The organism is Ruegeria sp. YTSC002, assembly GCF_059609845.1.
This window is the reverse complement of sequence record NZ_JBXWML010000004.1, coordinates 295870-309481: the sequence shown is the minus strand read 5'-3', so window position 1 is coordinate 309481 and position 13612 is coordinate 295870. Positions and strand designations below refer to the sequence as shown.

Annotated in this window: 15 protein-coding genes; 6 read left to right on the top strand and 9 right to left on the bottom strand. The window is 59.7% G+C overall.

What is annotated here, in order from left to right:
* Nucleotides 1–55 precede the first annotated feature (55 nt).
* The 4 genes from AC2FFD_RS11075 to secG form a co-directional block, all read right to left on the bottom strand.
* Nucleotides 56–832, bottom strand: coding sequence for an isocitrate lyase/PEP mutase family protein (locus AC2FFD_RS11075; RefSeq protein ID WP_425078017.1), 777 nt, complete (start codon nucleotides 830–832; stop codon nucleotides 56–58).
* 168 nt (nucleotides 833–1000) lie between these two features.
* Complete coding sequence (locus AC2FFD_RS11070) at nucleotides 1001–1483, bottom strand: bacterioferritin (RefSeq protein WP_170346557.1); 483 nt, start codon at nucleotides 1481–1483, stop codon at nucleotides 1001–1003.
* 123 nt (nucleotides 1484–1606) lie between these two features.
* Complete coding sequence (gene pyrG / locus AC2FFD_RS11065; RefSeq protein ID WP_496873081.1) at nucleotides 1607–3250, bottom strand: CTP synthase; 1644 nt, start codon at nucleotides 3248–3250, stop codon at nucleotides 1607–1609.
* A 160-nt stretch (nucleotides 3251–3410) separates the two neighbouring features.
* Nucleotides 3411–3773 carry a preprotein translocase subunit SecG gene (secG, locus tag AC2FFD_RS11060; RefSeq protein WP_170346559.1) on the bottom strand — a complete coding sequence of 121 codons (363 nt, stop codon included), beginning with the start codon at nucleotides 3771–3773 and terminating at the stop codon, nucleotides 3411–3413.
* Nucleotides 3774–3924: 151 nt separating this feature from the next.
* Here secG and nthA point away from each other — a divergent pair, with 151 nt between their 5' ends.
* The 5 genes from nthA (at nucleotide 3925) to AC2FFD_RS11035 (ending at nucleotide 7295) form a co-directional block, all read left to right on the top strand.
* A complete protein-coding gene (nthA, locus tag AC2FFD_RS11055) occupies nucleotides 3925–4539 on the top strand; it encodes a nitrile hydratase subunit alpha (protein WP_257600453.1) in 615 nt (204 codons plus the stop codon).
* Nucleotides 4536–5213, top strand: coding sequence for a nitrile hydratase subunit beta (gene nthB / locus AC2FFD_RS11050; protein WP_425078019.1), 678 nt, complete (start codon nucleotides 4536–4538; stop codon nucleotides 5211–5213). Before nthA ends, nthB begins: the two co-directional genes overlap by 4 nt.
* On the top strand, nucleotides 5210–5539 hold the full coding sequence (locus AC2FFD_RS11045; RefSeq protein ID WP_425078020.1) for a nitrile hydratase accessory protein: 330 nt from the start codon (nucleotides 5210–5212) through the stop codon (nucleotides 5537–5539). The genes nthB and AC2FFD_RS11045 overlap by 4 nt, the downstream gene beginning before the upstream one ends.
* 224 nt (nucleotides 5540–5763) lie before the next feature.
* Nucleotides 5764–7059 carry an adenylosuccinate synthase gene (locus AC2FFD_RS11040; protein WP_496873080.1) on the top strand — a complete coding sequence of 432 codons (1296 nt, stop codon included), beginning with the start codon at nucleotides 5764–5766 and terminating at the stop codon, nucleotides 7057–7059.
* A complete protein-coding gene (locus AC2FFD_RS11035) occupies nucleotides 7059–7295 on the top strand; it encodes a DUF2842 domain-containing protein (RefSeq protein ID WP_496873079.1) in 237 nt (78 codons plus the stop codon). Before AC2FFD_RS11040 ends, AC2FFD_RS11035 begins: the two co-directional genes overlap by 1 nt.
* Nucleotides 7296–7541: 246 nt before the next feature.
* On the opposite strand, the gene AC2FFD_RS11030 is transcribed toward AC2FFD_RS11035, so the two are convergent.
* On the bottom strand, nucleotides 7542–9245 hold the full coding sequence (locus tag AC2FFD_RS11030; protein WP_496873078.1) for a hypothetical protein: 1704 nt from the start codon (nucleotides 9243–9245) through the stop codon (nucleotides 7542–7544).
* 123 nt (nucleotides 9246–9368) lie between these two features.
* Here AC2FFD_RS11030 and AC2FFD_RS11025 point away from each other — a divergent pair, with 123 nt between their 5' ends.
* Nucleotides 9369–10076, top strand: coding sequence for a thiamine diphosphokinase (locus AC2FFD_RS11025; RefSeq protein ID WP_496873077.1), 708 nt, complete (start codon nucleotides 9369–9371; stop codon nucleotides 10074–10076).
* Here the strand turns inward: AC2FFD_RS11025 and AC2FFD_RS11020 are convergent.
* From AC2FFD_RS11020 to AC2FFD_RS11005, 4 genes are read right to left on the bottom strand one after another with little or no spacing between them, the layout of a single operon-like run.
* Nucleotides 10021–10935 carry a DMT family transporter gene (locus AC2FFD_RS11020; protein ID WP_257600458.1) on the bottom strand — a complete coding sequence of 305 codons (915 nt, stop codon included), beginning with the start codon at nucleotides 10933–10935 and terminating at the stop codon, nucleotides 10021–10023. The two genes, AC2FFD_RS11025 and AC2FFD_RS11020, sit on opposite strands and share 56 nt — an antisense overlap.
* Before the next feature lie 45 nt (nucleotides 10936–10980).
* Nucleotides 10981–11397: a GFA family protein gene (locus tag AC2FFD_RS11015; protein ID WP_170346568.1), complete on the bottom strand. Its 417-nt coding sequence runs from the start codon at nucleotides 11395–11397 to the stop codon at nucleotides 10981–10983.
* 22 nt (nucleotides 11398–11419) lie between these two features.
* Complete coding sequence (locus AC2FFD_RS11010) at nucleotides 11420–12793, bottom strand: L-serine ammonia-lyase (RefSeq protein ID WP_170346569.1); 1374 nt, start codon at nucleotides 12791–12793, stop codon at nucleotides 11420–11422.
* 1 nt (nucleotide 12794) lies between these two features.
* A complete protein-coding gene (locus AC2FFD_RS11005; RefSeq protein ID WP_496873076.1) occupies nucleotides 12795–13496 on the bottom strand; it encodes a glutathione S-transferase family protein in 702 nt (233 codons plus the stop codon).
* Nucleotides 13497–13612: the final 116 nt, after the last annotated feature.

Sequence of the window (13612 nt, the reverse complement as noted above, 5' to 3'; positions counted from 1 at the left end):
CAAAAGCAGGGTGATGAGAAGTGGCGGCAATTGCAATCCCACAACTTCAGGGTGATCAGGTGCGGTAGTGAATAGCGGCATGCGCCTGATCTGTTAACCACTTGATCATCTGGCGATAAGGAACCGGACCATAGCTGACGCGCGCAACCCCCAGTTCAGCCAGACGCGGTGTGCCGGGGGTGCCGGGCAGGGCGATGATGTTGACCGGTAGGTTCGTACGCTCGCACAGATGGCCGATCATCGCCTCGTCTTTCAGCCCCGGAGCAAAAAAACCACTGGCGCCCGCTGCCTCATAGGCCGAAGCACGGGCAATGGCGTCGTTCAGCATCGCCTCATCATGTGTTTCCGCCGGGGCCTTCAGGAAAATGTCGGTTCTTGCGTTGACATAGGCAGGTATGCCCGCGTCTTCGCAGGCCGCGCGCATGGCTTCGACGCGTTTGGCCTGAACCGTTATATCGTAGAGCCCGTCGCCGCCGATGATCTGATCTTCGAAGTTGAAACCAACTACGCCGCAATCCAGCGCACGCTTGACGTTTTGTGCAATGCCCTGTGGATCTTCGGCATATGCCCCTTCGAAATCCAGTGTCACCGGAAGATCAACCGCTGCAACGATGCGGCGCGCATTGTCCAATGCGGCCTCTAGCGGGATGTTCTGACCGTCGCCAAAACCCTGTGCCATGGCAACAGGTGCGCTGCCGGTGGCAATGGCTTGCGCGCCTGCATCCCGCACCGCGCCGGCACTGCCGGCATCCCAGATGTTGAACAGAATGACGGGGTCGCCCTTTTTGTGAAGGCTGGTAAAGGTCTTCGCGCTTTGGGATTGATCGCTCATCGGGGCTCTCCTGTCGTGGTGTGATCAACAGTTAACCCCATGAGGGCAGACCGAGTAGAGGTTTTTTTGCTCGGTCGCGTCACATTGAAGTGACGGAAACCGCATGACCCGGTCCACGGCAAGATGGTCCGAGCCATGCTGGTGCATGGGCAGGCGGCGGTGCGTGCCTCAGGCTTCTTCTGCCGCGCCGGATACGAATTTGGCGCTGAAGTTGGCCTCACCCAAACGCTTCAACAGGTTCAACTGGGTGTCCAGCCAGTCCTTGTGGCCTTCTTCTTCCAGCAAGATGCGTTCGAACAGGGTCCTTGACCCGACATCGCCGACCTCGGCGGCCTGCAACGCGGCCTTGGTATAGAAGTCGACCGCCTCGGTTTCATCCTTCAGATCCGCGGCAAACATGTCTTCCAGGGATCCCGCGGCTGCCGGGCTTTTCTGAAACGCAAGCTCGGGCACGCCGCCAAGGAACAGGATACGCTCGATGAACGCGTCGGAGTGGCCCAGTTCTTCCTGCATTTCAGCGCGCATTTTTTCGGCAAGGATGTCCAGCCCCCAGTCCTCCAGCACATGGGCATGCAGCTGATACTGGTGCGCCGCCGTCAGCTCCATGTGAAGCGCTTGTTGAAGGTTGGTAATCGTTGTTGCGTTGCTCATCGGACATCTCCTGAAACTCTGAACGGCATCGAACATGTGTAAGCAGAAGTTCTGCTTACACCCACAGTTAAGAGATCAGCCCACACAAAACAACGCGGGGTGACAGTCCGACACAGCCCAAGGTCAGACCAGGCGCGAGGTGTCTTTCGCAGCGCGGACAAAATCGCGGAAGAGGGGATGCGGGTCGAACGGTTTGGATTTCAGTTCCGGATGGTACTGCACGCCGATGAACCATGGGTGATCCGACCATTCCACGATCTCTGGCAAGCGACCGTCCGGCGACATGCCCGAGAAGTTGAGCCCCGCCTTTTCAAGCTGCTCACGGTACTTGATGTCCACCTCATAACGGTGACGGTGGCGCTCTTCGATTTGTGTGCCGCCATAAACCTCGGCGACTTTCGATCCCTCTGCCAGCACCGCGTTGTAGGCGCCCAGACGCATGGTGCCGCCCTTGTCGTCGCCGACTTTGCGCTCGACCTTGTGGTTGCCCTGCACCCATTCCTTCAGATGGTACACGACGGGCTCAAAACGCTTTTTCCCGGCTTCATGGTCGAATTCCTCGGACCCTGCTTCGGTGATGCCAGCCGCATTCCGGGCGGCCTCGATCACGGCCATCTGCATACCCAGGCAGATGCCCAGATAGGGGACTTTGTGTTCGCGCGCATATTGCGCGGCTTTGATCTTGCCTTCGGTCCCGCGCTCACCAAAGCCTCCGGGGACGAGGATGGCGTGGAAACCTTCAAGATACGGTGCGACGTCTTCGTTGTCGAACACCTCGGCGTCGACCCATTCGACCTTGACCTTGACCCGGTTGGCCATGCCGCCATGGGTCAGCGCCTCGGCAATCGACTTATAGGCGTCTTCAAGCTGGGTATACTTGCCCACGATGGCAACTTTCACTTCGCCCTCGGCGTTGTGTATACGGTCGCTGACATCTTCCCATTTGGCCAGATCGGGCTTGGGCGCCGGGCTGATCTGGAACGCGTCCAAAACGGCCTGATCCAGACCTTCGCGGTGATAGGCCAGCGGCGCGTCATAGATGGTGCTCAGATCCTGCGCTGCGATCACACTGTCGGGGCGCACGTTGCAGAACAAGGCGAGTTTTTCGCGTTCCTTGATCGGGATCGGCCCTTCCGAGCGGCAGACCAGAATATCGGGTGCCAGACCGATCGAGCGCAGTTCCTTCACCGAGTGCTGAGTCGGTTTGGTCTTCAGTTCGCCCGAGGCCTTGATGTAAGGCAACAGTGTCAGGTGCATGAAAATGCACTGCCCGCGCGGCTTGTCCTGGCTGAACTGGCGGATCGCCTCGAAAAACGGCAGGCCCTCGATATCGCCCACGGTGCCGCCGATCTCACACAGCATGAAATCGACCTCATCCTCGCCAATGGCGATGAAATCCTTGATCTCGTTGGTGACGTGCGGGATCACCTGAATGGTCTTGCCCAGGTAATCGCCGCGGCGTTCCTTTTCGAGCACGTTGGAATAGATCCGCCCCGAGCTGACCGAGTCGGTCTTGCGTGCGGCCACCCCGGTGAAGCGTTCATAGTGGCCAAGGTCCAGATCGGTTTCCGCCCCGTCATCGGTGACGAACACTTCGCCATGCTCAAACGGCGACATCGTGCCCGGATCGACGTTCAGATAGGGGTCCAGCTTGCGCAGGCGTACCGAGTATCCCCGGGCCTGCAACAAGGCGCCCAACGCCGCCGAAGCCAGTCCTTTGCCCAAGGACGAAACCACACCACCAGTGATGAATATAAAACGCGCCATAGTTTTTCGGCTGCTCCCGTGAGACGTCAAAATCAGCTGCCCGACGGTTTCGAAAAACCGCTGCATCACGGGACTTCACGTATAAAGGATTCGCGCCAAAAGCGCAAGAGAACCGCAAGATGCTGTTGCAGTCCTCTTCCAGGTTTCTAGGTTTTGTAGGTCAGTCGGCCTGCGGGATCAGCGGCGCGTTGTCGCCCTGTGCAGGCGGCAGAAGGTCGTCCGCCGACGGAATTGCCGGAGTGTTTTCTTCGCTTGAAGCCGGAGCCGGGACGCCCAAACGGTCGATCACCGAACTGCCCGAAGACTTCTGCGCCGCCAGAATGGTCAGCGTGATCGAGGTCACGATGAAGCAAGCGGCGAGGATCCAGGTCAGTTTGCCCAAAGCGGTCGCTGCTGCACGGCCTGTCATGGCACCACCGCCGCCGCCCATGCCAAGGCCACCGCCTTCGGACCGTTGCATCAGAACAACGGCAATCAGGCCCAGAGCCAAAAGAAGGTGGATGATGAGAACGACGTTTTCCATGGTGGTCCTGTACAGCGTGGCGTGTATCGCGTGGTACTTATGCAAGTTTGCCAGCGGGGGCAAGTCACGAGTTCGCATCACCGCACTTGATATGTCATATCACGTCAAAGGGACTGGACAGAACGCCGATGCGTGACGCAGGCTGCGGCCCATGCCACATGACGACCACGACCACCCGCACGCCCTTTTGCCGCCCGAACCCGCGCTGCGCGTCAAAGCGCTGGAAACGATTCTGACCCGCAAGGGCCTGATCGACCCGGCGGCTCTGGACGAAATCATCGACACCTATCAGAACAAAATTGGCCCGCAGAACGGCGCGCGTGTTGTCGCAAAAGCCTGGAGCGACCCAGCTTTCAAGGCCGCGCTGCTGAAAGACGCCACCCCGGTGGTCGCGGATCTCGGCTATTATGGTCGCCAGGGCGAACACATGGTTGTCGTCGAAAACACGCCGGCCCGGCACAACATGGTCGTCTGCACCTTGTGCAGCTGCTATCCTTGGCCGTTGCTGGGTATCCCGCCGGGCTGGTACAAGTCTGATGCCTACCGGGCCCGAGCGGTGCGTGAGCCCCGCAAAGTGCTGGCCGAATTCGGTGTCACCTTGGACGAGCGAACGTCCGTAAGGGTCTGGGATTCGACGGCCGAGGTTCGCTATCTTGTTCTGCCGATGCGTCCCGAAGGTACCGATGGGATGAGTGAGGAGGCGCTTGCCGCACTTGTGACACGTGACAGCATGATCGGCACGGGTCTGCCGAAGGCCCTTTCATGACCCGCGTTCACGATATGGGCGGCCGCTTTGGAGATGGTCCGATAAATCCCGAGGCCGAGGATGCGCCGGTTTTTGCCGAAGACTGGCACGCACGTGCGCTGGCGGTGACACTTGCCTCCGGTTTTCTGGGGCAGTGGAACATAGACATATCCCGCCACGCAAGGGAACGGTTGTCGCCAAAAGACTATTCGCGGTTTTCCTACTACGAGAAATGGATCTCGGGCCTGGCTGACCTGTTGGTGGAACGCGGCGTTCTTTCCCTGGATGACCTGCGCGGCGGCGGAGAGGATGGGCCGCATCCGTTGGCAGAACGGATGCTCAAGGCGGAGGCCGTGTCAGCGGCTCTGGCCAAAGGTGGGCCAGCGGACAGGCCTTCGAACGTGTCGGTGCAGTTTTCTGTCGGTCAACAGGTGGTCACGACCCGCCCAGCGGGAAATCGCATTGTGAATGGCGGGCACACACGCCTGCCGAATTATGCGTCCGGTGCAAAAGGGCGAATACTGCGCCTGCACGGAACCCATGTCCTGCCCGATTCCAATGCTCATGGGCTGGGCGAAGCGCCTGAACCGATCTATGCCGTGGTCTTCCCCGCTTCGGAACTTTGGACCAGCCCGGAGCATCCGGATGACGAAGTGGTACTGGATCTCTGGCAAAGCTATCTGGAACCGGCATGAGCGGCTGCAACGAACATTCAGCCCCAGAACCGGTGTTTGCCGAACCCTGGCACGCTCAGGTCTTTGCGGTCACCGTTGCCCTGAACGAGGCGGGACGGTTCGATTGGTCCGATTGGGCGGCGCGATTCTCGGACACGTTGAAGCGCCACGGGCTCACGCGAGAGCTGGATGGCGGCGACGACTATTTCCAGGCATGGCTGGAAACGCTCGAGGGGTTGCTGGCCGAGCAGGGCGTCGCGCCGCCACAGGAGGTAAAAGGGCTACATCAGTCCTGGGAAGAGGCTTATCTGACGACACCTCATGGGCAACCGGTGCATCTGCGTTGATGTCGGGCAGGGGGCTCTGCCCCCGCCGCCCGTTCCGTGCGGCTCCCCCGGGATATTTTCAGCCAGTTGAAGCAAGGGATCCGCTTTTCATCTGGCCATAAATATCCCCGCCGGAGGCATCGCGCGTTCGCGCGATTTTCATCTGCGGCGAAATATCGGTTTCCCTGCCGTTTGCGCCCCGCTATATGAGCCGGGTTTGATAACTCAGCGCAAAAGGACCGGATATGGCCAACGTGGTTGTTGTCGGCGCCCAGTGGGGTGACGAAGGAAAAGGCAAGATCGTCGACTGGCTCAGCGAGCGGGCGGACGTGATCGCGCGTTTTCAGGGCGGGCACAATGCCGGACATACGCTGGTGATTGATGGCGAAGTTTACAAGCTGCACGCTCTGCCGTCCGGTGTCGTGCGCGGCGGTAAGCTGAGCGTCATCGGCAACGGCGTGGTGTTGGACCCCTGGCATCTGGTCAAGGAAATCGCGACCATCCAGGCACAGGGTGTGGAAATCACCCCCGATACGCTGATGATTGCCGAGAACACCCCGTTGATCCTGCCGATCCACGGTGAGTTGGATCGTGCGCGCGAACAGGCAGCCAGCAAGGGGACCAAGATCGGCACCACTGGTCGTGGAATTGGACCGGCCTACGAAGACAAGGTCGGGCGTCGTTCCGTTCGCGTCGCGGATCTGGCGGATGAGGCCACGCTCGAGGCTCGGGTGGACCGTGCTTTGCAGCACCATGACCCGCTGCGCAAAGGTCTAGGGATCGAACCGGTCGACCGCGACGCGCTGATCGCCCAATTAAAAGAGATCGCGCAAGAGATTCTGCCGTTTGCCGCGCCTGTGTGGAAAGTTTTGAACGAAAAGCGCAAAGCCGGAAAACGCATCCTGTTCGAAGGGGCGCAAGGCGCGCTGCTGGACATTGATTTCGGCACCTATCCATTCGTGACCTCGTCCAACGTGATCGCAGGACAAGCTGCGACAGGTGTGGGGATAGGACCGGGCTCGATCGACTTTGTTCTGGGGATTGTAAAAGCCTACACCACCCGAGTTGGCGAAGGCCCATTCCCGACAGAACTTGAGGATGCGGATGGTCAGCGCCTTGGGGAACGCGGACATGAGTTCGGAACAACAACAGGTCGCAAGCGCCGCTGTGGCTGGTTCGATGCGTGCCTTGTCCGTCAGACCTGTGCGACCAGTGGCGTGAACGGTATCTCGTTGACAAAACTGGACGTTCTAGACGGGTTCGAAACCCTGAAGATCTGTACAGGGTATGAGCTGGACGGTGAACGCTTGGACTATCTTCCGACAGCGGCTGACCAGCAGGCGCGCTGCACCCCGATCTACGAAGAAATGCCGGGCTGGAGCGAATCCACCGAAGGCGCGCGCAGATGGGCCGATTTGCCTGCCAACGCAATCAAGTATGTCCGCCGCGTGGAAGAGCTGATCGAATGCCCTGTGGCCCTTTTGTCCACCAGCCCGGAGCGGGACGACACCATTCTGGTGACCGACCCGTTTGCTGATTGATGAACAAAGAGCAGAAAACAGGTCTGAGCTACAAGGCGCGCCGGCGCTGGTCGTTGGTTATACTTGTGATCGGCCTGCCACTTTATATTGTGGCGGTGGTGACGGTTCTGAACTGGCTGGAGCGCCCCAAAATATTGGTGGAACTTCTGGTCTATATCGTTCTGGGCATTCTTTGGGCGCTGCCGTTCAAGTTCGTTTTTCGCGGCGTTGGCAAAGAAGATCCGGATCAATCCTGAGCTTTGGAAAAACCGCAAAAGACTGGGCGGGCAGGGCACCGTGCATGGAAACACGTGAAATTCTACGTGAGTTCCGAGACTTTGCTGAATTGAGTTGGGCGAGTGCTCGGGCCACGGGGGATGGTCGGGCCCGGCACAATGGCCAACCCCGAGTCGTGTTTAACAAACGGGCGCTTGTCTCTGAACGAGTGGCAAAAAACAAGGGCCGGGGTTTTCCCGGCCCTTTTTTGTCAATTGGCGAGGTTGTCAGCCTACCGCACGCTCATCATCAGGACGGAAGCCGATCAGGTCAGAGGCCGCAAAACGACCGCCACCGGCTTTTTCGATCTTTCCATCGCGCAGCAGCTGTCCGAAGGAACGCAGGCTTTCTTCGCGATTGAACTCATCCTGCTTCAAAGAACGGACCTTGTTCATCAGTTGCGGGCGCGAGAATTGCTGCTGCCCTTCGATGAAGGACAGGTAGGCCGCCGCGGCTTCAAGCAGGTCCTGAAGCGACTGTGCACCCTGATCTTGTGCGAATTGCGCAAAACCGCCTTCTTCCGACCCGGCTTCTTCCACCTGAGTGGTCACGCGACGCGGCATCACGGGGCCGTTGGATTCGCTTTGATCGTCCACGCGCTGCTCGGCAACCAGCTTCAACGGAGCCGGAGCGTCTGCTTCCGGGCGTATGCTGGTCACGTTTACCTCGGGGCGGCGCGGGCTGACCGCTGACGCCAGATCGACGCGATACTCATCGACAGGCGAGGTGTCCGGGGCCGGTTGGCCATCACGGTCGGCCTCGGTCGCGGCAACGGCGGTGCGAAGGTGCGAATAGGTTTCTCGCGCGTCGCTGCTGGAGGGGTCCTCCATATGTTCACCGGTTTTGGCCATCAGCCGCGAGATATCCTGATCAGGATCGGCGTCATCAGTCAGTTTTTGGCTTGAACGGCCTGCCATGTCTTTTTCGATCTCGGAAATCTCGGACAGCAGCTGAATTTCGTCCTCTTCCGTCAATACTCCTTGCGCCTGATCGTCTTGCGGCTCATCACCTGGCTCATCTTCGGATTCGATCGCCACGTCTTCGACGTTGAGGATGTTTGGAACATCCTCTTCGTCGATTTCCTCGTCGGTATCCTCTTCCAGATCCGAGAACAGGGGCTTAGCAGGAAGCTGCGCGTCGTCCGTTGCGACCTCGACTTCTTCATCCAGCAGGTGGTCGGGGGTCAGTTGCACCTGCTGTTCGGAATCGTTCTCGATAATCGGCTCTGCGGTTTCGAAGGCCTGGTTTTCAGATGCTGCCGGCGCGTCGTCGGTTTGTACGTCTTCCGCGTCAAGCGCTTGCAGATCCTCGATTTCTGCGGCCTCGGGCTGGGCGGGTTCCGCGAAGTCCTCTTCATTGAGAGCACCTGCTTCGAACGCGGCGGCCACGGCGTCCACCGGGGGGGCGGTGTTGGCCAGCAGCGAAGATTCCTCGTCTTCGGAATAGGCAGTGGGGGGGACGTCCGAATGGGAAACAACGGCCCGGATGCGTTGCAGTTTTGCTGCAATGCTATCGGCCGGCGGAGATGTGGTGGCGTCGACGGCCTTCGCGTCCGTGAATGCGGTCTGCACCGGGCTTGGTTGCGCATATTCGGGGGGCGGGGTGGTCACAGCATCTGCATCTGGCGCGTGCCGGACCGGTGCGTCAGAACCGACCGGTGCCGGGGCTTCGGTATTTGGAGCGGCACGCAGCAGAAGCCCGGATTCGTTTTGGCTGGCTTCGACGCGTTGCGATGCGTCGCGGCGTGCGATGCGGGTCAGCATTTCGGCGTCTGGTTGTGGAGGCTCCGAGCCGAAGTAACGATCATCCGCAGCGAGATCGCGGAAATACTCGGCAATGGCTTTCATCGTTTCAAAGGAATCGTCGAATCCTTCCAAAGTGCAGGAGAAGGTTCCATATGAAACGGTCAATACCTTGTTATTCTGTACCATCAGACGCACGTCCTTTACAAACTACAAGAGCCCACTTACCCGGAATCGGGAGCACACGGAGGCTCTGAACTTTATGCATGAACCTATCATTTTGTGGTCTTAATGTGTCCAAATCCGGGAAAAATGGCCAATCTTAGGAAAAATGAACCAATTGTACGCTCTGCTGATCCAATCGGGTTGTTTGGGGGCGGTTATGTTGGTTTCGAGGACCTGAATTTGGTGCTGAACCGCGTCACTTCAGTCGTTGCAGCGGATGGTGGGGCGGCGGTTCTGACAGAATCAGGCCGGATTCCGGACGCGGTCATCGGGGATTTCGATTCGCTGGACACCGCGTCGAAAGCCAAAATCCCGTCTGAACGGCTTTTTGCCATTCGCGAGCAGGACAGCACCGATTTCGACAAGACCTTGCGCAATGTACAGGCTCCGCTGGTTTTGGGGGCCGGTTTTCTGGGCGGGCGGCTTGATCATCAGCTTGCCGTCCTGAACGTGCTGGTCAGACGTCAGGAACAGGCCTGCATTCTGCTGGGTGCGCATGAGGTGGTTTTTCACGCGCCTCGCCAAATCCGGCTGCCGGTTGCGCCCGGAGATGTGGTTTCCCTGTTTCCAATGCGCCCTGTGACGGGGCGCAGCACCGGGCTGGAATGGCCGATCGACGGCCTGCGGTTGCAACCGGACGGGCAGGTCGGAACCTCCAATCGCGCGCTGTCGGATGTTGAATTGCAGATGGATGGCCCAGGTCTTTTGGTGATGATTCCCCGCGCCGCACTCGATCCGCTTATGCAGGTGTTTCTGTCGGGGCAGATCGAGCGGTGGCCCGTTCGCGAAGAATAACGTACAAACCGGCGGCGACGGTGATCATGATCCCAACCGCCGCCAGCCCGTCCGGCAGGTCGCTGAAGATTGCCCAGCCAATCAGGGTTGCCACCGGGATTTCCAGATATTGCATCGGGGCCAGCGTGGCCGAAGGTGCATAGCGCAGTGACCATGTCATCAGCAGATGCGCGACAGTTCCCAAAACTCCTATCGCGATCAGCAGCCAATACAAATCGGCGGCGGGCAAGGCGGCTGACAGGTTCCAGATACCAAGCGATGTTCCGATCACAAGGACAGGAACCAGCCCCACAGTGGCCATGACGCCAGACACAGCCTGCAAGGAAATCGGATCAGTTTCCTTGGCAATCTGCCGCGTGACCAGCATGAACAGCGCAAAGACCACGGCGACGATCAACGGCAGCAGGGCAGGTAGGCCCACCTCGGCAAAGCTGGGCTGTATGACCAGAAGTGTGCCGATGAAACCGACGATGCAGGCCACGAGGCGCCGCGCGCCGACCTCTTCGCCCAGAACGTATCTGCCCAGAAGCAACATGATGAACGGCATGACAAAGGCAATGGCGACGGCGTCAGCCAAAGGCAGGAACTGGAGCGCGCTGAACATCGCAGTTATGCCGATGATGTGCAGCAGCGTGCGGATGACTGTCAGGCGCAGAATCCGCCCGCGCATCCGCCAGGGCCGGCCCGTCATCACCACAAGGGGAATGAGTATCAACGCTTGCACCGCGAAGCGGACAGTAACCAGCAGACCTAACGGGGTCGTCTCACCCAACAGCTTTGCCATCGCATCCCCCAAGGGCGCGAGCACGCAAAAACCGAGCATCAAAAAGATGCCGAAGACGGGACGATCCTGAGTCATGCGCGCGACGCTATCTGCTTCGCGGCGCAGTGGAAAGCTCGAATGTCAGGCGTCGGGCAGGGGTTGAACCTTTGTATAATCCGGCCCGGTGCAGGTGGGCAGGTTGTCATCCAGATGCAGCCAGCTCAGCCTTTCTTCATGAGACACGTGCAACGTGGGCTGTAACGCCTCTGGGGTCTCCAAAGTGGCTACATACAGGTGCAGCACATCCGACATCTTGGCTGACCGGAATGAGATTGGTGTGCCGCAATGAGGGCAAAAGCTGCGCTCGACTCCGGGCGAAGAGTTGAAGCGTTTCGGCTCTTCCCCGATCCAGCGCCACTGACCGTCACGAACCGCGAAATAGGTTGTCATCGGCGCGGCGCATTGGCGTCGGCAACTGTCGCAATGACAGGTGACACAGGACAGGGCAGGAGGGTCAATCTCGTACTTGATGCTGCCGCACAGGCAATGTCCACGCATATCGACCCCCTTTGTTGCGATCTCAACAGTTTGGCACGTTCACGGCCAATCCACCAAGCGAGGTTTCCTTGTATTTTTCGTGCATGTCATGGCCGGTCTGACGCATCGTCTCGATCACCGCATCCAGCGGCACGAAATGCTCTCCATCCCCGCGAAGGGACAAAGACGCAGCGGACACAGCCTTGATGGCCCCCAGCCCGTTACGCTCGATACAGGGCACCTGAACCAGCCCGGCGACGGGATCGCAGGTCATGCCCAGATGATGCTCCAACGCGATCTCGGCGGCGTTTTCAACCTGTTCGGGCGTGCCGCCCATCACGGCGCAGAGCCCCGCCGCGGCCATGGCTGATGCGCTGCCGACCTCGGCCTGACACCCCGCTTCGGCCCCCGAGATGGACGCATTGTATTTGACCAGCCCGCCAATCGCGGCCGCGGTCAGAAGGAAGTCTTCGATATGGCTCTCCGAAGCACCGGGAACGTGGTCCAGGTAATAGCGCAGTACCGCGGGAAGAACGCCCGCCGCCCCGTTGGTCGGTGCAGTGACGACTTGCCCACCGGCGGCGTTTTCTTCGTTGACCGCCATGGCGTAGACACTCATCCAGTCGTTGATCGTGTGCGGCGCGGTCAGGTTCATGCCGCGTTCGGCCATCAGCGCGTCATAGATACCCTTTGCCCTGCGTCGCACTTTCAGCCCGCCGGGCAGAATGCCGTCGGTCGTCAGACCGCGTTCGATACAGGCATTCATGACGTCCCACAGGCGGGCGCAGCCCTTGGCGAAACTGTCGGCGCAGCCGCGCGCGATCTCATTGGCGCGCTTCATCTCGGCAATGGTTTTGCCGCTGGATTTGGCCATCTCCAGCATCTCGGCCGCGGTGTGGAACGGGAAGGGCACGGGCGGCCCGTCGTTGGTGTCCTTGCCTTGGGCCAGCTCTTCTTCGGTCAGGACAAAGCCGCCACCGATGGAATAGAACACTTGGCGCAGGATCACGTCCCCCTGCGCGTCCGTGGCCATCAGGATCATCCCGTTGGCGTGTCCCGGCAGGTTGGTGTCATAGTCGAAAACCAGGTCTGCTTTTGGATCGAACTGAAGCGTCGGCAGGCCGTCGGGGGAAACCGTGTGCGTCTTGGCGATGTCCGCCAATGCGGTCTCGGCCTTGTTGTTGTCGTAGGTGTCCGGAACAAAACCGGCCAAACCCAGAATGGTCGCCCGGTCGGTCGCATGGCCGACGCCGGTAAAGGCGAGTGAGCCATGCAACGAGCCCTTCAGACCCGCAAATTCAAAGGGTGAAGCACGCATCATATCCAGAAAGCGCGCCGCCGCCACCATGGGGCCCATGGTGTGCGAGGAGGACGGGCCGATGCCCACTTTGAACATATCGAAGACAGAGAGAAACATGTCAGGTAGCTGAGCCTTCTAAGGGGTTGGCGTAAATAGGAGAGGTGTAGGGTGCGGGGCCCAGACCCTCGGCCGCGATGGCTGCGACGGTGGCGGGGCGTGTCTCAAGCTGTGCCAGGATGGTTTGCAGGGCTGGGGTGTCAGTCAGTTGATACCAACTGCGATCTGCCTTGGCCGGGTACAAGGCCATCCAGCGCATCATGCATGCGACGTAATAGGTCAGAACCGACGGGCATTCCGCGCGGAACCAGGCTGGCGCGCGTTTTGCCAGCGCGTCCAGCAGTTGCAGGTGTTGCTTCAAACGAGGGCGGATACCTGCACGCAGGGTATCGGCCTGTGGCGGGGCGATGAATTTCTCGGCATAGAACAGAATGCGCAGATCGGCGTGCAGCGTGTTGGACGCAAAGAACAGCCATTTCAAAAACTCGGCGCGTTCGGGGGCCTCTGTCGCCGGGGCCAGTTGCCCGTGGCGCTCGGACAGCCACAGCAGGATTGCCGCCGTTTCAAAGATCGGCCCGTGCGGAGTTTCGAGCACCGGGATCAGCCCGTTGGGGTTCAATGCCCTGTACACCGCGCTGTCCTGTTCGTTGCGACGGCGATCGACCAGCACGGTTTCATAGGGCGCACCCATTTCCTCCAACACCAGCCGGATCACCAGCGAGGCGTTGTCAGGGGCGTAGTGCAGGCGGTAACGGGTCAACATGCGGGCAATCTATATGACAAAGATGAGGGCGTAAGACATGATTGCGACGTTTCCGATAGGAAACGCGCAGTCTTCAGGCATCTTTACGCTTGCCGAACCTCAAATTGTGGTCGCAG

Bases quoted from the DNA above. Each gene is read 5' to 3' on its own strand.
- pyrG (WP_496873081.1), bottom strand. From the start codon at position 3,250: ATGGCGCGTTTTATATTCATCACTGGTGGTGTGGTTTCGTCCTTGGGC.
- AC2FFD_RS11025 (WP_496873077.1), top strand. From the start codon at position 9,369: ATGGCCAATCTTAGGAAAAATGAACCAATTGTACGCTCTGCTGATCCA.
- AC2FFD_RS11040 (WP_496873080.1), top strand. From the start codon at position 5,764: ATGGCCAACGTGGTTGTTGTCGGCGCCCAGTGGGGTGACGAAGGAAAA.
- AC2FFD_RS11020 (WP_257600458.1), bottom strand. From the start codon at position 10,935: ATGACTCAGGATCGTCCCGTCTTCGGCATCTTTTTGATGCTCGGTTTT.
- AC2FFD_RS11015 (WP_170346568.1), bottom strand. From the start codon at position 11,397: ATGCGTGGACATTGCCTGTGCGGCAGCATCAAGTACGAGATTGACCCT.
- AC2FFD_RS11010 (WP_170346569.1), bottom strand. From the start codon at position 12,793: ATGTTTCTCTCTGTCTTCGATATGTTCAAAGTGGGCATCGGCCCGTCC.
- AC2FFD_RS11005 (WP_496873076.1), bottom strand. From the start codon at position 13,496: ATGTTGACCCGTTACCGCCTGCACTACGCCCCTGACAACGCCTCGCTG.
- nthB (WP_425078019.1), top strand. From the start codon at position 4,536: ATGACCCGCGTTCACGATATGGGCGGCCGCTTTGGAGATGGTCCGATA.
- AC2FFD_RS11045 (WP_425078020.1), top strand. From the start codon at position 5,210: ATGAGCGGCTGCAACGAACATTCAGCCCCAGAACCGGTGTTTGCCGAA.
- AC2FFD_RS11030 (WP_496873078.1), bottom strand. From the start codon at position 9,245: ATGGTACAGAATAACAAGGTATTGACCGTTTCATATGGAACCTTCTCC.
- nthA (WP_257600453.1), top strand. From the start codon at position 3,925: ATGCCACATGACGACCACGACCACCCGCACGCCCTTTTGCCGCCCGAA.
- secG (WP_170346559.1), bottom strand. From the start codon at position 3,773: ATGGAAAACGTCGTTCTCATCATCCACCTTCTTTTGGCTCTGGGCCTG.
- AC2FFD_RS11035 (WP_496873079.1), top strand. From the start codon at position 7,059: ATGAACAAAGAGCAGAAAACAGGTCTGAGCTACAAGGCGCGCCGGCGC.
- AC2FFD_RS11070 (WP_170346557.1), bottom strand. From the start codon at position 1,483: ATGAGCAACGCAACAACGATTACCAACCTTCAACAAGCGCTTCACATG.
- AC2FFD_RS11075 (WP_425078017.1), bottom strand. From the start codon at position 832: ATGAGCGATCAATCCCAAAGCGCGAAGACCTTTACCAGCCTTCACAAA.